This window comes from [Mycobacterium] fortunisiensis (genome assembly GCF_019050325.1).
GTDB lineage: Bacteria > Actinomycetota > Actinomycetes > Mycobacteriales > Mycobacteriaceae > Mycobacterium > Mycobacterium fortunisiensis.
The window spans coordinates 281512-302664 of sequence record NZ_VOMB01000027.1 but is presented as its reverse complement, the minus strand read 5'-3'; the positions used below and the strand labels follow the sequence as shown (position 1 = coordinate 302664).

At 67.7% G+C, this 21153-nt stretch carries 25 protein-coding genes; 12 read left to right on the top strand and 13 right to left on the bottom strand.

Annotation, left to right across the window (positions count from 1 at the left end):
- Positions 1–31 precede the first annotated feature (31 nt).
- From FR943_RS25765 to glgX, 3 genes are all read right to left on the bottom strand, one after another.
- Positions 32–850, bottom strand: coding sequence for an ATP-binding cassette domain-containing protein (locus FR943_RS25765; protein WP_217161152.1), 819 nt, complete (start codon positions 848–850; stop codon positions 32–34).
- The gene (locus FR943_RS25760; protein WP_217161151.1) at positions 847–1299 is read right to left on the bottom strand and encodes a MarR family winged helix-turn-helix transcriptional regulator; all 453 of its coding nucleotides are present in this window, start codon (positions 1297–1299) and stop codon (positions 847–849) included. Before FR943_RS25760 ends, FR943_RS25765 begins: the two co-directional genes overlap by 4 nt.
- A gap of 299 nt (positions 1300–1598) precedes the next feature.
- Entirely contained in the window at positions 1599–3716 is a 2118-nt protein-coding gene (gene glgX / locus FR943_RS25755; protein WP_217161227.1) for a glycogen debranching protein GlgX, read from the bottom strand.
- A 93-nt stretch (positions 3717–3809) separates the two neighbouring features.
- Between glgX and FR943_RS25750 the strand changes: the two genes are divergently transcribed.
- A complete protein-coding gene (locus FR943_RS25750) occupies positions 3810–4625 on the top strand; it encodes an enoyl-CoA hydratase/isomerase family protein (RefSeq protein ID WP_217161150.1) in 816 nt (271 codons plus the stop codon).
- On the opposite strand, the gene FR943_RS25745 is transcribed toward FR943_RS25750, so the two are convergent.
- The 7 genes from FR943_RS25745 to FR943_RS25715 are packed head-to-tail and all read right to left on the bottom strand — an operon-like array spanning position 4618 to position 10053.
- The gene (locus tag FR943_RS25745) at positions 4618–5184 is read right to left on the bottom strand and encodes an isochorismatase family protein (protein WP_217161149.1); all 567 of its coding nucleotides are present in this window, start codon (positions 5182–5184) and stop codon (positions 4618–4620) included. The genes FR943_RS25750 and FR943_RS25745 overlap by 8 nt on opposite strands.
- 9 nt (positions 5185–5193) lie before the next feature.
- The gene (locus tag FR943_RS25740; RefSeq protein ID WP_217161148.1) at positions 5194–6480 is read right to left on the bottom strand and encodes a hypothetical protein; all 1287 of its coding nucleotides are present in this window, start codon (positions 6478–6480) and stop codon (positions 5194–5196) included.
- A complete protein-coding gene (locus FR943_RS25735) occupies positions 6477–6917 on the bottom strand; it encodes a hypothetical protein (protein WP_217161147.1) in 441 nt (146 codons plus the stop codon). Before FR943_RS25735 ends, FR943_RS25740 begins: the two co-directional genes overlap by 4 nt.
- Positions 6914–7072 (bottom strand): hypothetical protein, encoded by a 159-nt coding sequence (locus tag FR943_RS25730; RefSeq protein ID WP_217161146.1) that lies wholly within the window; start codon positions 7070–7072, stop codon positions 6914–6916. Before FR943_RS25730 ends, FR943_RS25735 begins: the two co-directional genes overlap by 4 nt.
- Entirely contained in the window at positions 7069–8895 is a 1827-nt protein-coding gene (locus FR943_RS25725; protein WP_217161226.1) for a hypothetical protein, read from the bottom strand. The genes FR943_RS25730 and FR943_RS25725 overlap by 4 nt, the downstream gene beginning before the upstream one ends.
- A 48-nt stretch (positions 8896–8943) precedes the next feature.
- On the bottom strand, positions 8944–9738 hold the full coding sequence (locus FR943_RS25720) for a DUF427 domain-containing protein (RefSeq protein ID WP_217161145.1): 795 nt from the start codon (positions 9736–9738) through the stop codon (positions 8944–8946).
- A gap of 36 nt (positions 9739–9774) precedes the next feature.
- The gene (locus FR943_RS25715; protein WP_246585256.1) at positions 9775–10053 is read right to left on the bottom strand and encodes a hypothetical protein; all 279 of its coding nucleotides are present in this window, start codon (positions 10051–10053) and stop codon (positions 9775–9777) included.
- Between the two features lie 114 nt (positions 10054–10167).
- Here FR943_RS25715 and FR943_RS25710 point away from each other — a divergent pair, with 114 nt between their 5' ends.
- The 5 genes from FR943_RS25710 (at position 10168) to mmpH (ending at position 14384) form a co-directional block, all read left to right on the top strand.
- The gene (locus FR943_RS25710) at positions 10168–10698 is read left to right on the top strand and encodes a hypothetical protein (protein ID WP_217161144.1); all 531 of its coding nucleotides are present in this window, start codon (positions 10168–10170) and stop codon (positions 10696–10698) included.
- Between the two features lie 15 nt (positions 10699–10713).
- Positions 10714–11169 carry a PPOX class F420-dependent oxidoreductase gene (locus tag FR943_RS25705; protein ID WP_217161143.1) on the top strand — a complete coding sequence of 152 codons (456 nt, stop codon included), beginning with the start codon at positions 10714–10716 and terminating at the stop codon, positions 11167–11169.
- Between the two features lie 132 nt (positions 11170–11301).
- A complete protein-coding gene (gene manT / locus FR943_RS25700) occupies positions 11302–12573 on the top strand; it encodes an MMP alpha-(1->4)-mannosyltransferase (protein WP_217161142.1) in 1272 nt (423 codons plus the stop codon).
- Positions 12567–13304, top strand: coding sequence for a class I SAM-dependent methyltransferase (locus FR943_RS25695; RefSeq protein ID WP_217161141.1), 738 nt, complete (start codon positions 12567–12569; stop codon positions 13302–13304). Before manT ends, FR943_RS25695 begins: the two co-directional genes overlap by 7 nt.
- 9 nt (positions 13305–13313) lie before the next feature.
- Positions 13314–14384, top strand: coding sequence for an MMP endo-(1,4)-3-O-methyl-alpha-D-mannosidase (mmpH, locus tag FR943_RS25690; RefSeq protein ID WP_217161140.1), 1071 nt, complete (start codon positions 13314–13316; stop codon positions 14382–14384).
- Here the strand turns inward: mmpH and FR943_RS25685 are convergent.
- Positions 14381–15052, bottom strand: coding sequence for a class I SAM-dependent methyltransferase (locus FR943_RS25685; RefSeq protein ID WP_217161139.1), 672 nt, complete (start codon positions 15050–15052; stop codon positions 14381–14383). The two genes, mmpH and FR943_RS25685, sit on opposite strands and share 4 nt — an antisense overlap.
- Positions 15053–15106: 54 nt before the next feature.
- Here FR943_RS25685 and FR943_RS25680 point away from each other — a divergent pair, with 54 nt between their 5' ends.
- Positions 15107–15676 carry a TetR/AcrR family transcriptional regulator gene (locus FR943_RS25680; protein ID WP_217161138.1) on the top strand — a complete coding sequence of 190 codons (570 nt, stop codon included), beginning with the start codon at positions 15107–15109 and terminating at the stop codon, positions 15674–15676.
- Here the strand turns inward: FR943_RS25680 and FR943_RS25675 are convergent.
- Positions 15653–16270, bottom strand: a complete 618-nt coding sequence (locus tag FR943_RS25675; protein ID WP_217161137.1) for a TetR/AcrR family transcriptional regulator — start codon at positions 16268–16270, stop codon at positions 15653–15655. The two genes, FR943_RS25680 and FR943_RS25675, sit on opposite strands and share 24 nt — an antisense overlap.
- Before the next feature lie 91 nt (positions 16271–16361).
- Between FR943_RS25675 and FR943_RS25670 the strand changes: the two genes are divergently transcribed.
- Positions 16362–17690 carry a cytochrome P450 gene (locus tag FR943_RS25670; protein ID WP_217161136.1) on the top strand — a complete coding sequence of 443 codons (1329 nt, stop codon included), beginning with the start codon at positions 16362–16364 and terminating at the stop codon, positions 17688–17690.
- Positions 17691–17697: 7 nt separating this feature from the next.
- Here the strand turns inward: FR943_RS25670 and msrA are convergent, their stop codons facing one another.
- On the bottom strand, positions 17698–18213 hold the full coding sequence (msrA, locus tag FR943_RS25665) for a peptide-methionine (S)-S-oxide reductase MsrA (protein WP_217161135.1): 516 nt from the start codon (positions 18211–18213) through the stop codon (positions 17698–17700).
- Between the two features lie 35 nt (positions 18214–18248).
- On the opposite strand from msrA, the gene FR943_RS25660 reads away from it, so the two are divergent.
- The 4 genes from FR943_RS25660 (at position 18249) to FR943_RS25645 (ending at position 21097) form a co-directional block, all read left to right on the top strand.
- The gene (locus FR943_RS25660) at positions 18249–18653 is read left to right on the top strand and encodes a hypothetical protein (RefSeq protein WP_218046173.1); all 405 of its coding nucleotides are present in this window, start codon (positions 18249–18251) and stop codon (positions 18651–18653) included.
- A 42-nt stretch (positions 18654–18695) separates the two neighbouring features.
- Positions 18696–19202: a nuclear transport factor 2-like protein gene (locus FR943_RS25655; RefSeq protein WP_217161134.1), complete on the top strand. Its 507-nt coding sequence runs from the start codon at positions 18696–18698 to the stop codon at positions 19200–19202.
- Positions 19199–20215: an NAD-dependent epimerase/dehydratase family protein gene (locus tag FR943_RS25650; protein WP_217161133.1), complete on the top strand. Its 1017-nt coding sequence runs from the start codon at positions 19199–19201 to the stop codon at positions 20213–20215. The genes FR943_RS25655 and FR943_RS25650 overlap by 4 nt, the downstream gene beginning before the upstream one ends.
- 63 nt (positions 20216–20278) lie before the next feature.
- The gene (locus tag FR943_RS25645; RefSeq protein ID WP_217161132.1) at positions 20279–21097 is read left to right on the top strand and encodes a class I SAM-dependent methyltransferase; all 819 of its coding nucleotides are present in this window, start codon (positions 20279–20281) and stop codon (positions 21095–21097) included.
- The last annotated feature ends 56 nt before the right edge of the window (positions 21098–21153 follow it).

Sequence of the window (21153 nt, the reverse complement as noted above, 5' to 3'; positions counted from 1 at the left end):
GCGGATCCCGCGCGGGGCCAGGACCAGAGTCTCAGCTGACACGACGCGCCGTCCTTCGGGTCGAGCGCACCTCGCGCATGCCGCCGGACTGCGTGCCGGTCTCGGTCAGGTCGGAGCCGGCGTAGTGCCGGAAAACGTCCTCCAGGGTGGCATGTTCGGCGACGGTGGCCTTCAGTTCGGCCGGCGTGCCGACGGCCTGGAGCCGGCCGTGGTGCATGAGTGCGACGCGGTCGCACAGTGCGTCGGCCTCACCCATGTAGTGCGTGGTGAGCAGGACGGTCATGCCGAACTCGGCCTGCATCCGGTCGACTTGGGTCCAGACGCTGTCGCGGGCGATGGGATCCAGCCCGACCGTCGGCTCGTCGAGGATCAGCAGCTGCGGCCGGTTGACCAGAGCCTGGGCCAACTCCAGGCGGCGCACCATGCCGCCGGAGTAGGTTCCGGCCACCGCCTCGGCCACATCGGACAGCTGCATGGCGGCCAGGGCCTGGTCCACCCGTTCGGTGCGTTCGGTGCGTGGCACGTCGTACAACCGTGCGAACAACTCGACGTTCTGCCGGCCGGTCAGGGCGGCTTCGATCGAGAGTTGTTGTGGCACATAGCCGATGTTGTACCGGATGTCCATGGTGTTCCGCCGGGTGTCGAGGCCGAAGATCCGCACCTCGCCCTGCTGCACGGGCGTCAGGGTGGTCAGCACCCGCACCGCCGTGGTCTTGCCCGCGCCGTTGGGGCCGAGCAGGCCCAGGGTTTCACCGCGGTGTACCTGCAGGGTGAGATCGTCGACCGCGGTGAACGAGCCGTACCGGTGGGTCAGGTGGCTGCAGTCGATGGCCGGGGCCGGGGTGGTCATGCTTCCCTCTCGTGCAGCAGCCGGGTCAGTTCGGTCATGACGGCCAAACCGCGTGCCAGGTCGTTGATCTGAGCGTCGTCGAGCTGTGTCAGAACAGCCTCCAGGGCGGCCCGGCGGGCCGCTCGTGATTCGTCGGCGATGGCTTGTGCGGGTGGGGTGAGCCGCAGCTGGGCCACCCGGCGATCGGTGTTATCCGGGGTTCTGATCAGCAGTCCGTCTGCGACCAGGCGGGACACCAAGGTCGACGCGGTGTTGGGCGCCAAGTTGAGCTCGCCCGCCGACTCTCGCACCGAGATGCCGGGTCTGCGCCCGACGAGGCGGAGTAATTCGCCCTGGGACTGGGTCAATCCGGCGGCATCGAAACCGCCGCCGGTCGATCGCCGCAGCTGCCTGCGGAATCGGCCCACGACGCCGAAGAGGTCGCCGACGAGATCGCGTCGCGTTTCCATGCCCCGCACAATACCTCTGTGACAGAGGTATATGTCGCCAGGTGGACGCGAGGTGAACGCCGAATGAATCGATTGGATGAACGAAATGTCGCTGCGGCAAATCCGCTGAGAAGCCGCAGCCGTGGCCGCAGGGTAGTTGCCGCCGCTCTTCGGCTCGTACCCCCCAGCCCGCCCGGCCGGTGACATCGAGCGCATGCTCAACATCTACTTAGGCGGCCACGGCTGCTACATCTTCAAGGTACCAGACTTCCTGGTAAGAGCAGTGAGATCGACTCGATGAGCAACGCCGAAATTGACGATCAATGTGATTCGGCCTGCAGCACCAGCACCGCCCGCGCATCCACGGTGACCTTGCTATCCGCAGGAGCGGGAGAACGCGTCGAGTTTGCCGAGGTGCTGATCGCCGGAACCCAGCCGGCCGCGAATTGTGCCGGTGGTAAAGCGAACTCGATGGGCTCGTAGTGCGCGTTGAAGCACAGCAGGAACGACTCGTCGACCACGCGTTGGCCGCGGACGTCAGGGTCGGCGATGCCCTGCCCGTTCAAGTACACCGCCACCGATTTGGCGTACCCGGTCGCCCAGTCCTCGGCCGTCATGTCGGAACCGTCGGGGGCGAACCAGGCGATGTCGGGCAGTCCCTCCGCCCCCTGCTCACGCACCGGCCGGCCGTCGAAGAACCTGCGGCGCCGGAACACTGGATGCGCGCGCCGCAGCGCCGACACCGACCGGGTGAACTCGAGCAGATCGGTGTCGGCTGCGGGCCAGTCGATCCAGGAAGTGTCGTTGTCCTGGCAATACACGTTGTTGTTCCCGCCCTGGGTGCGTCCCAGCTCATCGCCGTGCGAGAGCATCGGAACACCTTGGGACAGCAGCAGAGTGGCCAGGAAATTACGCTGCTGCTGAGCGCGCAACGTGGTGACGGCCGGATCGTCGGAGGGGCCCTCGGCGCCGCAGTTCCACGACTTGTTGTTGCTTTCCCCGTCGCGGTTGTCCTCGCCGTTGGCCTCGTTGTGCTTCTCGTTGTAGGACACCAGATCCCGCAGGGTGAAGCCGTCGTGCGCGGTGACGAAGTTGATCGAAGCGAACGGCCGGCGACCGGTTTGTTCGTAGAGATCGGCCGAACCGGTCAGCCGGTAGGCGAACTCGTCGAGGGTCGCCGGCTCGCCGCGCCAGTAGTCGCGGACCGTGTCGCGGAATTTGCCGTTCCACTCGGTCCATTGCGGCGGGAAGTTGCCCACCTGGTAGCCACCCGGGCCGACGTCCCATGGCTCGGCGATCAGTTTGACCTGGCTCACAACCGGATCCTGTTGCACCAGTTCGAAGAACGCGCTCAGCCGGTCGACATCGTAGAACTCCCGGGCCAGGGTGGCGGCCAGGTCGAAACGGAACCCGTCGACATGCATCTCGGTGACCCAGTAGCGCAGCGAGTCCATGATCAGCTGCAGGGTGTGCGGGTGGCCGACGTTGAGGCTGTTGCCGGTGCCGGTGTAGTCCATGTAGTACTGCAAGTCGTCATCGACGAGCCGGTAGTAGGCGGCGTTGTCGATGCCGCGCATCGACAGCGTCGGGCCCAGGTGATTGCCCTCTGCGGTGTGGTTGTAGACGACGTCGAGGATCACCTCGATGCCGTTGGCGTGCAGCTCGCGCACCATGGCCTTGAATTCCTGGACGTGCCCGCCCGGGGTCGTGGCCGAGCTGTACCGGGGGTCGGGCGCCAGGAAGCCGATCGTGTTGTAGCCCCAGTAGTTCGACAGCCCCTTGTCGACCAGGGTGGAGTCGTCCACGAAATGGTGGACCGGCATCAGCTCGATCGCGTTGACCCCCAGCGCCTTCAGATGTTCGATGATCGCCGGGTGGGCCACGCCGGCATAGGTGCCGCGAAGTTGCTCGGGGATGTCGGGATGGGTCTGGGTGAGCCCTTTGACATGGGCCTCGTAGATGACGGTGTCGGCGTACTCGTGGCTCGGCGGGTGGTCGACACCCCAGTCGAAGTAGGGGTTGATCACGACGGCCTTCGGCATGTGGGCAGCCGAGTCGTCGTCGTTACGGCTGTCGGGATCGTCGAAGTTGTAGGAGAACAGCGGCTGGCCCCAGTCGAAGGAGCCCTCGATCGCCTTGGCATAGGGATCCAGCACCAGCTTGTTCGGGTTGCAGCGATGACCCGACGCCGGGTCGTAGGGGCCGTGCACCCGGTAGCCGTAGCGCTGGCCCGGTTCGACGCCGGGAATGAAGCCGTGCCAGACGAACCCGTCCACCTCGGGCAGCGTCACCCGGGTTTCGTGCAGTACCCCGGACTCGTCCGGGTCGAACAGGCACAGCTCGACCCGCTCGGCGATCTCGCTGAACAAGGCGAAATTGGTGCCCGAGCCGTCGTAGGTGGCGCCCAGCGGGTAGGCCTTGCCCCGCCACGTTTCCAGTCTGTCCGACCCAGCCTGATCCGTGGAAGTCACAAATCGACCATACGGCGCTCGGGGGCCGGCGGCCCGGTGAATGTGCGACGCTGGTCAGCCATGACCAGTGGCACCGATCTGCCCGATTATCGGACCTTGCAGGTCAGCTGCGATGCGTCGGTTGCGACGATCACGCTGAACCGTCCGCGACAGCGCAACGCGTTCGGCGGTGGGATGCGCGAAGAGCTGGCCGACGCCTACCGGCGCTGCGACGCCGACGACGCGATCCGGGTGATCGTGCTGACCGGCGCCCCGCCGGCGTTCTGCGCCGGCGCGGACCTGGGCGCCGGGGACCGCACCTTCACCGAGCCGGCAGCGGAGTTCAGCGCGGCCGGTGTGTCGGTACCGGCCTGGACCCTGGCCAAGCCGGTGATCGCGGCGGTCAACGGACACGCCATCGGCATCGGGCTGACCCTCGCATTGCAGTGCGACATCCGGATTTTCGCGGCCGATGCGCGCTACGGGGTGGTGCAGGCCCGGCGTGGCATGGTCGGCGACGCCTACTCGCACTGGATCCTGCCCCGGCTCGTCGGACTGGCCAACGCCGCCGAGATCCTGCTGACCGGCGCCACGTTCGACGGTCACCGCGCCGTCGCGCTCGGTCTGGGCAGCCGCGTCCTGCCGGCCGAGCAGGTGCTGCCCGCCGCGCTGGAGCTCGCCCGCGACATCGCGGTGAACACCGCGCCGATGTCGGTGGCGGCCAGCAAGCGATTGCTGTGGGATTCGTACGATCTGGACCGCGCCGCCGTCGGCGCCCGGGAAACCGAGATCCACCTGCAGTTGATGGCGCACGACGACGCGCGCGAAGGGGTCCGGGCCCATGCTGAGCGCCGGGAACCGCGCTGGACCGGCCGACCCGTCGACCCGACTAGCTGATTTCCACTCCGGCGGAACGTAATTCGGCCAACGCGGCCGTGGTGCTCGCCGGCGCCACCCCGGCGGTCAGCCCGGTCAGCACCCGGGCGTGCAGGCCGGCCTTGACCGCGTCGGCGGCAGTGGCGGCGACGCAGTAGTCGGTGGCGATGCCCACCACGTCCACCGCCTCGACGCCACGCGCGGCCAGCCAGTCCGCCAGCGTGGTCCCGGTCCCGTCGACACCTTCGAAGCCGCTGTAGGCCGCCGAATAATGCCCCTTCTCGAACACCGCTTCGACCGCGGTGGGATCGAAATCTGGGTGGAACGCCGCCCCTTCCGTGCCGGCCACGCAGTGCCGCGGCCACGAGCGCCGATAGTCGGGGGCGTCGGAGAAATGGTCGCCCGGATCGATGTGGAAATCCTTGGTGGCCACCACATGGGCGTATCCGTGGTCGGCCAGCAGCGCGGTGATGGCCCGCGCCACCGCGGCGCCCCCGGCGACGGCGAGCGAGCCGCCCTCGCAGAAGTCGTTCTGCACGTCGACGATGACGAGTGCCCTGGTCGCTGTGGGCGTCTGCATACTTCGACGCTACCCGCCAAACAGCAGGTAGAGGCCGGTGAAGGTGTAGCCGACCATCACCAGCATCGTCGCGAGCTGGCCGGTGAGCTGGTGCGGTTTGGGCAGCAGTCGCAGGGCACGATCGTGCGCGGCGATCACCCCGGCGACGTGACCGGCCAGCACGAAGCCGACCTTGAGCGTGGCCAACAGTGACGGGTGTGCCGACAGAAAATAGCTGACCTGCACATCGTGCAGCCCGAACAGCAGGATCAGGGTCTGCTGTCCGCGCTCCACCAGGTACGACAGGTAGTGCGCGAACACGTAGCCGACGACGATCGGGATCAGCGAATGCGCCATCAGCCCGGGCAGCTCACGCCGGAGCCGGCGGTCCACCCCGCCCGTCGTGCGGGTCGCCGCCCAGAACGTCACCGCCACCGTGGCGGCGAACACCAGCAGACCCGCGGTGCGGATCAAGCTGGCCGCCGGTGCCGACCCGGCATGCGCGTCGACGAAGTTGCGCCACTGGGGCATTGCCGAGAAACTGTCGAACGCGGTCGAGCCCAGCAGCACGGCCAACACGGCGACCAACCCGGGCCGGATCGGCATCGACGGCAGGTGGTCGAACGGGTTGCCCAGCACGATCCGGCCGTCCTGACGGCGCAGCGGCGAGAGCCGCGAGGCGGCCGTGCTGTACACCTCGAACGGGTCGGCATTGTCCAGCCACCGCGGCCCGCAGCACAGGGCGCCGGTGAGCGTGACCGCCAGGTAGACCAACAGCCAGTTACGAATGGCCGCAACCGATCCCGGGTTCGGGCTGGCCAACTCCAGCCAGACGAACGCAAACAACCCCGCCGCCGCCGGCCAGTATCCCAGCCACGGCGGATAGACCAGCCGGGCACGCAGCGGAAGGAACCGGCACACCGCACGGACCGGGGAGATCAGTCGCCACACCGGACCGAACACCACCGAGGCGGCGACCAACCCCACCCACAGCAGCACGTAGAACACCCCGGGCAGGGGATTGGCCGCCGGCTCGCGGGTGAACCCGGTGTACGCCACCCAGCCGGTCAGCGCGAGCGCGAGCAGGGCGACGGCCCAGCGGGTGACGACGGAATCCAGCACCGACGTCACCCAGGGCGGTAGCGCAACGCCCGGCTTGTCCGGATCGAACCGGGGCCGGCGCCAGGCCAGCGCCACCACCGCAAAGGTGAACGTCAACGTCCAGGCCGCACCGATCAACGCGTACGTGTACGGGATAGGCAGGTCGGTCGAACCGCCCAGACCGTGGGCCAGCAGCGCCGTCGGCCCGGACGTCACGGCTGTACGTGCACGCTGGCGACGGTGCGGTTCAGGTGATGCAACTCGATGTCGACGGTGCCCGGCACCTCGACGGTGAACTGGAACTGCTGGCCCTTGCGGGCCTCGACCGCGAAGGTGTGCTCGGGATGAGAGTGCACATGGAGTTCGTCGGTGGCGTCGCTGTTCACCCGCAGCACGATCGGCTCGCCGACCTTGCCGTCCAGCCGCTCGTTGGTCGGGGTGACCTCGCCGCCCTCGATGGTCACGTCGATGACCAGCCGCGCGGGCGCCTGCTGCTGGTCGGTCATGTCCGACGGGCTGACCGTGGTCGCCGACGGCACGGCCGAACCGGTTGCGCTGTCGGTCTTCTCGGTGTCACCGGTGCCACCGCACGCCGCAGTCATCAGGGTGAGGACGGACGCCAGGACGACGGCACTGCTTCTGAGGTTCATCACGGTGAACCATCCTCACCCGAGGAGTCGTCCTCGTCATCTCGGCTGACCTGCCGCCTGTCCCGCATTGCCACATACACCACCACCCCCACCACAACCACCGCCGGGGCGAACGCCGGCAACGCCAGCAGCAGGGTGTGGTCGGCCTGATAGGTCATGGCAGCCCGGCGGGTTCGCGGCCGGCCGCCAGCTCGCGGGCATTGATCCGGCCGGCCCCCCAGCTCAGCCCGGCGATCAGGATCAAGGTGCACACCAACACCACCAGCGAGGCCACGTTGTACAACCACGTCGGGTGGTCGAGGTTGCGTTCACGCTGCAGGATCGTGATCTCCTGGACGAACTCCCGGCTACTCGAGCTCAGCGCCGGCGTCTCGGTGGCGCCGATGCCCGGATCGGCGGGCAGGTAGATCGGCACCCCGGCCATGGTGGTGCCGTCCTGCACGCGCAGCAGCGTCTTCCAGCTGCCGGACACCGGGATCGGTTGCGTCGAACGGTAGTGGCCCGGACCGACCTGCTCGAGCCGGTTGATCACCAGGCCGTGCTGGTTGGCCAGGCCGCCCTGCCACGCCAGGATCGAAACCCATTCCGGGTCATCGCTGACCAGATGGTCCGGGCTGAGCCGGACGTCGGCCGAGACCCAGCGCTGCCCGTCGCGCTCGGGAAGGTCGGTCAAAGTGATGGTGGCACTGGCGTTTTGCGGAACCTCGGTGCGCAGGCCGTTGGCCACCGCGCCGCCGATCACGAGCACGGTGAGCACCACGATCGAGATGCCGACCGCGGGCCGGGGCAGCGGCTGACCGGTGAGCACCAGGGCCAGCAGCGCCCCGCACAGACCCATCCCGACGGCCACCGGAATCGCCATGGACAGCGCCTCACCCCACATGCTGACGGGCCACGGATAGTGGTAGACCGCGCCGATCCACAGCGATTCCAGCCACAGCCCGACGGTGGCCACCCCGAGCCCGCCGACCGCACCAAAGAGGATGGGCCGCTTGACGAGTGGGGTCAGCGCGATGAGCTCGACCACCAGCGCGGGGCCGAGGTAGAGCGCGAACCAGCTCGTCGGGGCGCCGAGGCCGGGGCCGACGACAAAGGCGACGGCACCGCGCAGCACGATGGCGAAACCCGCGGCGATGAGCGCGCCACCCGGACCGAGCACCAGCCTGGCCGCGACTGCGGCCAGCGCGGCCGCGCCCGCGATCATCATCGGCTGCAGCACCAGCCGGAACTGTTCGACACCGAAGTCGTATTCGATCTGGAACACCGAGAGGCCGATGAACAGCCCGCCGAATGACAGGTAGTAGAGAAACTTGTTGAACCTGGTGTCCTCGGGTGCGTCCGGCCCCATCGCCACCCGGCCCTCGTGTTCGAGCAGCAGCACGGCGATCAGCGACAGGCCGGCACCGCCGATCAACATCAAATGCGTTGGGCCCCAAAGCGTGACATCCTGGCCGAAGATCCGGTGCCAGATGTCGTCGAGCGGGAAGCCGATCAGCGCGTACAACCCGCACAGCGCCATCAGCACGCCGCCGACCGGGGCGTACCAGGTGCGGGTGATCCGGATGGCGGCCGGCCCGGGCTTGTCGTAGGGCAGCACGATGGCCATCGAACCGGCGATGAACAACAGGAACAGCCCGATCAGGATGAAGTAGTGCGCCGGGTTGGCCAGCGGCCCGGCGTCGCGGCCTTTGCCGATGTGCAAGCTGACATCCCAGATGAAACCGAACAGCGCGCAGATGATGGTCGCGGTGAACAGGAACACCTGCAGCGCCACCCACGGCGGTCGATGGAACTTGCGGCCGAGCCGCTCGGCGAAGTTGTTCAGCCAGGTGATGCGCCGGTTGCGGTGCAGATAGCCGATCCACAGCAAGGCGACGGTGACGATCATGGCGACCACCGACATGCCGATCACCTGATCGAGCGCGGCGCCGCCGCCCTCAGTGCCGGCGGCAGCGGTGAACGTGACGCCCGATGAGCCCATCATGACCGGAATGTTGCCAGAACTGGGCAGCCTGAAACAGGGCCTTCGTCAGCTCCACAGGGTGTTCGGGCGGTCCGCGCGCTTGCCGTCGACGAACACGTCCACGTGTTCGTCGAAGAAACAGACCCGGTCGCGCACAGGCTCCGCGTCGATCAGGGGTTCGTGGTAGGACCAGGCCAGGTCGGCCGGACCGCCGGGCAGCGAGTAATAGGTGGCCCGGCCCTTGTATGCGCAGTATGTGACGGAGTCGCTGACGTCCAGTGCGGTGGTGATGTCCTCGCGCGGCAGGTAGTAGCGGACCGGTAGGCCGGTTTCGAACAGCAGTGTGGGACTGCGGGATTCGGCCAGCAGCTGTCCCTCGTGTTCGATGCGGATGTGCCGTCGGCTGCGTCGGACGTCGATCCGGTGATAGGGATCGTGCGGGTGCGAGACGATCGGCTCGTCCTCCTCCCGCCATTCGAATGTGGCGAAATCCAGGATCAGGTAGCCGGCCAGCTCCACGTCGTCGGGCTGGTAGGCCGCCGCGGCACCGGTTTCGTCGCCGGCGATGACGTCGAATACCGTGCCCGCGCAGGTGTGTGCGGTGAACGGCACCGACGGGTCCAAGAACCCGGGGATCTCGTCGTCGCCGACGTCTCCGCCCGCCGGGACCAGCTGCGCGGTCAACGCCGAGCGCGGCACCGCGTACGTCGGGACCACCCGGCGCGGTTCCCACACCAGGACCGCCGCGTCGGTGTCGGCCACCGGCTCCCCGCCCAGGCACACCCGGATACGTTTGGCGGTGGCCTGGTATCGCAGGTCGCCCAGCGTGCTGCCCAGCAGATCGGCCATCTTCACCGCCATCGGCTCATTATCGACGCCGGGGCTGGTGTCTGTCTGCTACTTGACGTCCACGTACACCGTGCGGCGGGTGACGGCGCTCAGCGTGTCGGCGCGGCTGTAGTTCGGTCCGGGCCGCACGGCCACCACCGAGGCCTGATCCAACGGGGTGGTGCCGAGGCGATTGACGATCACGGTGTAGCCCTGGGACTGAAGGTTTTTGATGGTCTTCTCGGCATCGCCCGGGCCGTTGGGTGCGGCGCCGGCCGGGGCTCCCATCGCGATGCCGGCGGCCGTCAAAAAGGCGATGGCGGCGGCCAGGATTCGAGAGTTTCGCATTGCTGTGTCCTCATTTCACGTCTCCGCTACGCTGCGGTATGCCGGGTGAAACCGGTAGTCGAGAAGATTTGATTTCCGATGGCGGAAATTGATGGATCAGATGACCGGATCTGTGTGAAGCCAGCGAAACTGGCGGCCTTACGGCTACGGCAGCGCGACGGGATCACCTGTGGCCCGACGGTCGCGGTGGTGGCTGGTGCCCTGCTGGACCACACCTACCGCGCGGAGTTGCTGAATCCCGGCGGCGACACCTGGTTCGCCGCGGAGCAGGGCCGAATCCACGCCTCGGTCAACCGGATCTGGCCCCGGCAACTCGGGACCACCCCGGCGGGCATGGCTCGCGCGCTCACCGCGCACAGCAGCAAGTACGGAGCGACCTACCGGTGGCGCCGGTTCCGCGGTGCCCGCGACTCGTTGGCGGATGTATGTGGTGCTGTCACCGACGGGTGGCCGGTGGCGATGCTCATCGGTGAGCGCGGTATTCCGCGGCACTGGGTGTTGATCGTCGAGGCCGCCGACGGCGTGCTGCAGTGCTATGAACCGTCGTCGGGGTATGTGTTGCCGATCGACGTGGCCGCGGTGCGTGGTGCCCGGCTGACCGGGCTGGGATTTCCCCGTCCGTTCGCGTTCGTCGTTCCCGAATGAGAGGTGACCGAGAGTATGGCCCGAAAGTATGCGACCGCAGACACCGTGGGGATCGGCGAGCTGCTGGACTTCGTGCGCCCGCGGCACCGGATGGTGCTCAGCACGTTCCGTGCCGACGGCACGTTGCAGAGTTCGCCAGTGACCGGCGGGGTGGACGAACGGGGCCGCATCGTGATCGCGAGCTATCCGCGGCGGGCCAAGGCCGCCAATCTCCGGCGCACGCCGCAGGCCAGCGTGACCGTGCTGTCCGACGAGTTCAACGGGCCTTATGTGCAGGTGGACGGCGATGCGGAGGTGATCGGACTGCCCGATGCGGTCGAACCGCTCGTCGACTATTTCCGCGCCGTCGCCGGTGAGCACCCGGATTGGGACGAGTACCGCCAGGCGATGGTGGACCAGGGCAAGTGCCTGATCCGGATCACGCCCACCCGCTGGGGGCCGGTTGCCACGGGTGGTTTCCCGCCGCCGTGAGCAGCCAGCCGACGCGTTGCGTCCGCTAGCCGGTCAAACTATAGTCTGGACACATGTCCAGAGGGTTCGGAGTCGACGCGTTGAGCGTGTATTCCCAGCTCAGCACCATTCCGGCCATCAGGTGACCTGACTATGCGTATTGCGTTGCTGTCTTATCGGAGCAAGACCCATTGCGGCGGGCAGGGCGTCTACGTGCGCCATCTCAGCCGCGGTCTGGCCGAGCTCGGCCATCACGTCGAGGTGTTTTCCGGCCAGCCCTATCCCGAGGGGCTGGATCCGCGGGTCACCCTCACCAAGGTGCCCAGCCTGGACCTTTACCGTGAGCCGGACCCGTTCCGGGTGCCCCGGCCCAGCGAGATCCGCGACCGGATCGACGCGCTGGAACTGGCGACGATGTGGAGCGCCGGGTTCCCGGAGCCGCGCACCTTCACCATGCGGGTGGCCCGGATCCTGGCGGCGCGGCGCGACGAATTCGACGTGGTCCACGACAACCAGAGCCTGGGCTCGGCGCTGCTGAAGATCGCCGAGGCCGGCCTGCCGGTGGTGGCCACCGTGCACCACCCGATCACCCGGGACCGGGTGGTGGAGATCGCCGCGGCCAAGTGGTGGCGCAAGCCGCTGGTGCGACGCTGGTACGGCTTCGCCGAGATGCAGAAAAAGGTGGCCCGCCGCATCCCCGAGCTGCTCACCGTCTCGTCGTCCTCGGCCGCCGACATCGCCGAGGACTTCGGGGTGACCCCCGATCAGCTGCACATCGTGCCGCTGGGCGTGGACACCGAACTGTTCCGGCCGGCCGAACAGCGGGTGAGCGGACGCATCATCGCGATCGCCAGTGCCGACGTTCCGCTCAAGGGCGTCAGCCATCTGCTGCACGCCGTGGCCCGGCTGCGGGTGGAACGCAACCTGGACGTGCAGTTGGTGTCCAAGCTCGAACCCAACGGCCCCACCGAGAAGCTCATCGCCGAGCTCGGCATCTCCGACATCGTGCACAGCTCGAGCGGCCTGTCCGATGAGGAGCTCGCCGCGCTGCTGGCGTCCGCCGAAGTGGCCTGCATCCCATCGCTGTACGAGGGTTTCTCGCTGCCGGCGGTGGAGGCCATGGCCAGCGGCACCCCGATCGTGGCCAGCCGCGCGGGTGCGCTGCCCGAGGTGGTCGGCGAGGACGGCACCTGCGCCCGGTTGGTGCGCCCGGCCGATGTCGACGAGCTGACCGCGGTGCTCGGCGAACTGCTCGACTCACCGCTGGAACGCCGCCGGCTCGGCGCCGCCGGGCGGCAGCGGGCACTCGACGTCTTCAGTTGGGAATCCGTTGCTGCGCAGACAGTCTCGGTGTACGAGATGGCCCGCGAACGGGTTGGGTCAAGCACCCGCGGAGCAGAAGAAGGAAAGGTGACCTCATGCTGACCGTCGATTTCGACCGTCTCGGTGTCGGGCCGGGTACCACGGTGATCGACGTCGGCTGCGGCGCAGGCCGGCACACTTTCGAGGCCTACCGGCGCGGCGCCAATGTCGTCGGCTTCGACCAGAGTGCCTCCGACCTCAACGATGTCGACACCATGCTGCAGGCCATGCGCGAAGCGGGCGAGGTGCCGCTGTCGGCGAAGGGCGAAGCCGTCAAGGGTGACGCGCTCGACCTGCCCTACACCGACTCCAGCTTCGACTGCGTCATCGCCTCGGAGATCCTCGAGCACGTACCGGAAGATGATCGAGCCATTGCCGAACTGGTGCGGGTGCTGAAACCCGGTGGCACGCTGGCCATCACGGTGCCACGCTGGCTGCCCGAGAAGGTGTGCTGGCTGCTGTCGGACGAATACCACGCCAACGAGGGCGGACACATCCGCATCTACAAGGCCGATGAGTTGCGTGACAAGGTGCTCGCCCACGGGCTGACACTGGCCCACACCCACCACGAGCACGCGCTGCACGCGCCGTACTGGTGGCTCAAATGTCTGGTCGGCACCGAGAAGAACAGCCACCCGGCGGTGAAGGCCTACCACCAGCTGCTGGTCTGGGACATGATGGGCCGGCCCTGGTTGACCCGTACCGCCGAGTCGCTGCTGAACCCGGTGATCGGCAAGAGCGTGGCGATGTATTTTGTCAAGCCGGACCTGCGCACACCCGAATTCAACGGCTAGGCCCGCGCTGTGCTGGAGCTTGAGATCCCCGGTGTGCCGGGAGTTTTGACACCTGAAGACTGCTTGCAGACGGCGCGTTCGATCGCCGCGACCCAGGAACCCTCAGGCGCGCTGCCATGGTTCGACGGCGGGCACACCGACCCGTGGGATCACGTCGAGAACGCCATGGCGCTCACCGTGGCCGGGCTCATCGAACCGGCCCGCGCCGGCTTCGACTGGTGCCGCACCGAACAGCGCGCCGACGGATCCTGGCCGATCCAAATGCGCAACGGCGTCATCGAGGACGCCAACAGCGACAGCAACTTCTGCGCCTATGTCGCCACCGGGGTGTGGCACCACGTGCTGATCACCGGAGACCGCGCCTTCGCCGAGTCGATGTGGCCGGTGGTGACCCGGGCCCTCGACTTCGTCCTGGGTCTGCAGGCATCGGGCGGCGAGATCTACTGGGCCGCAAGTCCGTCCGGCCCCGTTGCAGAGGCGCTGCTGACCGGCTGCGCCAGCATCTACCACAGCATCCGGTGCGGGCTGGCGCTGGCCGATTACCTCGACGATCCGCAACCGGAGTGGGAGGTCGCGGTCGGCCGCCTCGGGCACGCCATCGCCGAACATCCAGAGGCGTTCTCCGCCAAAGACACCCATGCCATGGAGTGGTACTACCCGGTGCTCGGCGGGGCACTGCTCGGAGACGCGGCAAAGTGCCGGATCGACGAGCGCTGGGACGATTTCGTGGTGCCCGGTCTGGGTATCCGCTGCGTCGACCACCGGCCCTGGGTCACCGGCGCCGAGACCTGCGAACTGGTCATGGCTCTCGACGCGATCGGCGACACCCGGCGCGCCCACGAACAGTTCGCCGCCATGCACCATCTGCGTGAGGCCGACGGATCGTATTGGACCGGGCTGGTTTTCGCCGACGGTAAGCGCTGGCCCGAGGAACGCACCACCTGGACCGGGGCCGCCATGATTCTGGCCGCCGACGCATTGTCCTCGACCACGCCGGCCAGCGGCATCTTCCGGGGCGTGGGGCTGCCGCGTGGCCTGGAGGGCGAGTACGACTGTGAGTGTGTGGTCAGCGACCGCTAATCCAGCTGCCCCGGCTCACCCGAGGTTCGCTGCAGCACGCGCATCGACCCCATGGCCATGACCTCGTCGAAGGAGCCGGTCGCCAGCGCCCGCTGATAGATGTGGAACGGTGCCTGGCCCCCGTCGTTCGGGTCGGGGAACACGTCGTGGATGACCAGCGCGCCACCCACCTCCACCCAGCGGGCCCAGCCGTCGAAGTCCCGCTGTGCGGCCTCCTCGGTGTGGCCGCCGTCGATGAACAACAGCCGCAACGGCATTCGCCAACCCCGGGCCACCACCGGCGACTTGCCGACCACCGCGACCACATGCTCATCGAGGCCGGCGGCGTCGAGGGTGTGGCGCATGGTGGGCAGGGTGTCGAACAGTCCGGTGACCGGATCGACCATCGAGGTGTCGTGGTACTCCCAGCCCGGCTGATGCTCTTCCGAACCGTGGTGGTGGTCGACGGTGTAGAGCACCGAATTTGTCTCCTGCGCGGCGGCGCCCAGCATCACCGTCGACTTGCCGCAGTAGGTGCCGATCTCGACCCCGACACCTCCGCCGAGGTAGCGCACCCCGGCGTCGTAGAGGGCTCGGCCTTCGTCGGCCGGCATGAAGCCGATGACCTGCTCGGCGAGGGTGAACAGGCGTTCGGCGCGGGGCGGCAAATCGGTCTGGGCAGTGCTCATGAGCACTCAACATACCGTTGCTGGCGACCATCGGTTGTAGTAGCGTCCGGACACGTGTCCGAGACGGCCCTGGAGTCGACCCGCCGCCGTCTGAGTGCCCGGCAGGCCGACACTGTCGAACGCCTGGGGAAGGCCGCGGTAGAGCTGATAGCGCGCGACGGCTTCGCCGGGCTGACGGTGCGGCGCGTGGCCGCCGAGGCCGGGGTCGGAGCCGCGACCGCGTACACCTACTTCTCGTCCAAGGAACATCTGGTGGCCGAGGTGTTCTGGCGCCGGCTCTCGGCAGCGCCGGCGGCCGCGCACACCTCCGACGATCCGGCCACCCGGGTGGTCGAGGTGTTGCAGCACATCGCCACGCTGGTGGCCGACGAGCCCGAGTTCGCCGGGGCGGTGACCAACGCCCTGCTCGGCAAGGATCCCGACGTCGACGTGTTGCGCCAGCGCATCGGTGCCGATATCCGGGGCCGGTTGGTGGCTGCGCTGGGGCCCGAGGTGGACCTGGACGTCATCGAGGCCCTGGAGCTGCTCTACACCGGAACCCTGGTGTGGGCCGGGATGGGATATGACCCCTCGGCGGCGGTGGCACGTCGGCTGGAGAAGTCAGCGCGGTTGCTGCTCAGCTGAATTGGCGGTCATGATCGCCTGTGACGCGGCCACCGCGGGCCCGTAGATCTCGTGGATGTCGCGGCCGTCCTCGACGATCAGGGCGGTAAGTTCCCGCAGCCCGCCGAGCAGGATGATGGCCATCGGCTGGGTGAGCCGCGGCAGGCCGGCGCGCTGGAACCCGGCGCTGCCGCTGAGCTCGATCAGCAGCTCGGTGAGCGCGTGCATGGCCTCCCGTTGCAAGGGCCGGGCTCTGGTGCCCAGCGCGGGCAGCTCGCGAATCCAGCTGAGCGTGATGGCCGGGGCGGACGCGATGTGATCGACATAGGCGCCCACCGCCTGTCCGATCTGATCGGTCCACGCTGCCTCGGGGTCGACCGCGGTTGCGATCCGTTCGACGAGCGCGGCGTTGTTGGCCCGCAACAGCTCGAGGAAGCCATCCTCTTTGGTGCCGAACTGGTCGTAGAACGTGCGCTTGGACGTGCGGGCGTGCCGGACGATGTCGGCCACCGTGGTGTCCCGATAGCCCTTGTCGGTGATCGCCGCGGCCAGCCCGTCGAGCAGCCGGAGGCGGTAGCTGTCGACCGGTGGATCGGCATGGCTCAGCGCCCTCATCGAAGCCGACCCCCTTGCGCTAGCTGGTACCTGGGAGTACCGTACCTCACAACGCTGGTACCGAGCGGTACCAAGACTGGCTGGAGATGGTATGACCGACCTCGTCGCTACCGAGAAGACCAGGGTTCCGCCGCCTGCCCGGGTGCCGCAGCCGCTGCAGGCCATTGGTTTCGCGCTGGCCAGGCGCTGGGTGGTCAAGCAGATCGCCCGCCGCCAGGGCGACGTGTTCAGCCTCAAACTCCCGATCTTCGGACCCACCGTGATGGTCGCCGACGCCCAGTTGGCCAAGCAGCTGTTCGCCGCCAACACCGACGACGTCGGCAACATTCAGCCCAACCTGAGCCGGATCCTCGGATCCGGCTCGGTGTTCGCCCTCGACGGCACCGACCACCGGCGCCGCCGCAAGCTGCTCACCCCGCCGTTTCATGGCAAGAGCATCAAGAACTACGAGGCGATCTTCGAAGAGGAAGCCCTGCGCGAAACCGCGAACTGGCCGGAAGGTCAGGAGTTCAAGACGCTCGAACCGATGATGCGCATCACCCTCAACGCGATCCTGCGCGCGGTGTTCGGCGCCGACGGCGAACAACTCGACGAGCTCCGCCGCATCATCCCGCCCTGGGTCACCCTGGGATCGCGGCTGGTGGTGGTGCCCACCCCGGCCCGGACCTACGGCCGGTTCAGTCCATGGGGACGGTTGGCCACCTACCGCCGCCGCTACGACGCCGTCATCGACCGGCTCATCGACCGGGTGGAGGCCGACCCGGACTTCGACCAGCGCGACGACATTCTGGCGCTGCTGTTGCGCAGCACCTACGAAGACGGATCGGCGATGTCCCGCAAGGACATCGGTGACGAGCTGCTGACCTTGCTGGCTGCCGGGCACGAGACCACGGCCTCGACCCTGGGTTGGGTCTTCGAGCGGATCAGCCGCCATCCGCGGGTGCTGGCCGAGCTGGTGGCCGAGGCGGCCACCGACGACAACGAATACCGGCAGGCCACGATCCTGGAGGTGCAACGCAACCGCACCGTCATCGACTTCGCCGGCCGCCACGTGTATGCGCCGTCAATCCGGCTGGGGGAGTGGGAGATTCCGCAAGGTCACTCCGTCATCGTGGCGATCTCGCAAATCCAGGAGGGGGCGAATGACTTCCCCGATCCGCAACGGTTCGACCCGCAGCGCTTCGTCGGCACCCGACCCGGCCTGGGTTGGCTGCCCTACGGGGGCGGCACCCGGCGCTGCGTCGGTGCGGTGTTCGCCAACGTGGAAATGGACGTGGTACTGCGAACAGTGCTGCGCCACTTCGTCATCGAAACCACCACCGCGCCCGGCGAGAAGGTGCACTCCCGCGGCGTCGCCTATACGCCGAAGTCCGGCGGGCGCATCGTGGTGCGGCGCCGAGCCACCCCGCTGGGCGCCTGAGCCGCTACTACTGGTTGGCGGTCTGCCGCTTGGGCAGCTTCCAGCCCGGCCGCGGGAAGTGGCAGGTGTACCCGTTCGGGTAGTGCACCAGGTAGTCCTGGTGCTCGGGCTCGGCCTCCCAAAAATCGACGGCAGGCGTCACCTCGGTGACCACCTTGCCCGGCCACAGCCCGGAGGCGTCGACATCGGCGATGGTGTCCAGCGCGATCCGCTTCTGCTCGTCGTCGAGGTAGAAGATCGCCGACCGGTAGCTGGTCCCGACATCGTTGCCCTGCCGGTCCTTGGTCGACGGATCGTGGATCTGGAAGAAGAACTCCAGCAGTGCCCGGTAATCGGTCTTCGTCGGGTCGTAGACGATCTCGACGGCTTCCGCGTGGCCGGGATGGTTGCGGTACGTCGGATGGTCGTTGCGGCCGCCGGTGTAGCCCACCCGGGTGGACACCACACCGGGCTGCTTGCGGATCAGATCCTGCATGCCCCAGAAGCAGCCGCCCGCCAGGATCGCTGTCGAAGAATTACCCATGCACCCCATTGTGCTCCGCGGTTACCGTGGGGGTCATGCGTGTCGTCTTGTCCGCAGCCGCCGCCGGGCTACTCCTGCTGGCCGGCTGCCCCGACGCGGTGGCCGAACCGAATCCCATCGCGGTGCCGGAGGTGCCGCTCGATCCGACGCGGACCGTCTTCGTCGACAACCCGGCGATCGTCGACCCGCACCAGACCCGGATCGAATCCTTCAGCCGCGACGGGGATGGCCTGTTCGTCAACTTCACCGCGGGGACCCCGGACTGTTTCGGCGTGCACCTGATCACCCGGGAAACTCCCGATACGGTGACGATCGAATTGCGCGGCGGAACGCCGCCGGAGTCCGTCGGCCGCATGTGTATCGCCCTCGCCGTAGCCGGCACCGCCGAGGTGGCACTGCAGGCCCCGCTGGGCGCCCGACCGGTGTCGGCCGTGCAGTGACAGGTCTCGACAAACGTTGGTAGAACGTGTTCTAGTTTTGGGGTGACGAGCAGGTCTTTCAGCCGCGAGGAACTCGCCGCCGCCTTCGAAACCTTCGAGCAGACCGTGGACCGGGCTGCCCAGACGAAGAACTGGGACATCTGGGCCGACCACTACACCGTCGACGTCGACTACATCGAGCACGCCGTGGGCACGATGAAGGGCCGCGAGCAGGTGCGGCCGTGGATCTGGCAGACAATGACCACCTTCCCGGGCAGCTACATGACCGCATTCCCGTCACTGTGGTCGGTGATCGACGAGCCGACCGGTCGCATCATCTGCGAACTCGACAACCCGATGCGCGATCCGGGTGACGGCACCATCATCAGCGCCTCCAACATCTCGATCCTCACCTACGCCGGCGACGGCCTCTGGTGCCGTCAGGAAGACGTCTACAACCCGCTGCGATTCGCCTCCGCGGCCCGCAAGTGGTGCCGCAAGGCCGCCGAGCTCGGCACCCTGACCGAGGAAGCCGAGGCGTGGTTGAAGAAATTCGGGGGCGGCAAGTGAGCGCCAAGCTGGTCATCGGCGCCAACGGGTTCCTGGGCTCGCATGTGCTGCGGCAACTCGTCGCCGCAGGTGACGGATCCGAGATTCGGGCCATGGTGCGGCCGAACGCCAACACGATCGGGATCGACGACCTCGAGGTCACGCGATTCGAGGGCGATGTCTTCGACACCGAAGCCCTGCGCACGGCGATGACCGGATGCGATGTCGTCTACCACTGCGTCGTCGACGCCCGCGGCTGGCTGCGCGACCCGGCGCCGCTGTTCCGCACCAACGTCGAGGGCACCCGCAACGTGCTCGAGGTGGCCGCCCAGGTCGACGGCCTGCGCAAGTTCGTCTACACCAGCAGCTATGTCACCGTCGGGCGCAAGCGCGGCAAACGGTCCACCGAGGCCGACATCGCCGACGCATCGAAGGTGACACCCTACGTGCGCTCACGGATACAGGCCGAAGATCTGGTGCTCCACTACGCGCGGGAGCGCGGCCTGCCCGCCGTCGCGATGTGCGTGTCCACCACCTACGGCAGCGGTGACTGGGGCCGGACCCCGCACGGGGCCATCATCGCCGGTGCGGCATTCGGCAAGCTGCCGTTCGTGATGAGCGGTATCGACCTGGAGGCCGTGGGCATCGACGACGCGGCCCGCGCGATGTTGTTGGCCGCCGACCGGGGCACCCCCGGTGAGCGGTACCTGATCTCGGAGAAGATGATCAGCAACGCCGAGGTGGCGCGGCTTGCCGCCGAGGCCGCCGGCGTCGCCCCGCCACAGCGTTCGATCCCGCTGCCGGTCTCCTACCTTCTGGCTGCCGCGGGCACCATCAAAGGCAAGCTGCGCGGCACCGACGAACGCCTGTCGCTGGAATCGCTGCGGCTCATGCGGGCCGAAGCTGAGCTCGACCACTCCAAGGCAGTCCGCGAACTCGGTTGGCAGCCAAGGCCGGTCGAGGAATCAATTGCCGAAGCCGCGAAGTTCTGGGTGGGCCTGCGGGCGGCCAAGCGCGCGCAGAAGAGCCGCTGAACACCACGCCGAAAGGTGTTAAGCCACTGGGCGGCAAGCGTATTGCAGCCTAGCCTGGCGGATATGACCGACAAGCTGAAAGTCGACCTGTCCGGCGCCCCGCAGACGATGCTGGCGACGTTCTACGCCAAGGCCCTCGACGCCGGGATGCCGCATCCGATCCTGGGTGACCAACTGGCCAAAGAGATCGCCGACCGGATCGACTACGACTGGAGCCGCACATCGATCACCGAGGCGAACTCACCGTCGGTGACCACCCGCAGCGCCCACTTCGACCGATGGACCCGCCAGTTTCTGGCCGTGCACCCCGAGGCCGTCGTGCTGCACCTCGGCTGCGGACTGGATGGCCGCTTCTTCCGGCTGCAGCCGGGACCGGGAGTCGAGTGGTACGACATCGACTATCCCGACGTCGCGCAGCTGCGCGAGCAGTTGTATCCGCCGGCCGAGCACTATCACGTGGTGGCAGCCTCGGTCACCGACCCGGCCTGGCTGCACGACATCCCCTCCGACCGGCCGACACTGATGCTCGGCGAAGGCCTCACGATGTACCTCACCGAACCCGACGGGGTCGCCCTCCTGCGCCGCATCGTGGACGGCTTCCCGTCGGGGGAGCTGCAATTCGACGCGTTCAACACCCTCGGCATCAAATCGCAGTGGAGCAACACGGTGGTGCGACGCTCCGGTGCCAAACTGCACTGGGCCATCAACAAACCCGAGGACATCCTGCGGGCGGTGCCGGGCACCCGGCTGCTGGCCTGGAGCTCACCGTTCGACGATCCGGTGTTCAACACCCTGGCCTGGTACTACCGGCTGATGCTGGCCGTCATGAAGCCGGTCCCGGTGCTGCGCTACATGGCGCAGTATCACCGCTACGCATTTTGAGTACTGAATCGAAAAGTAAAGTGGGGCAACGTTTTGCACGCTGCCCCACTTTGTCG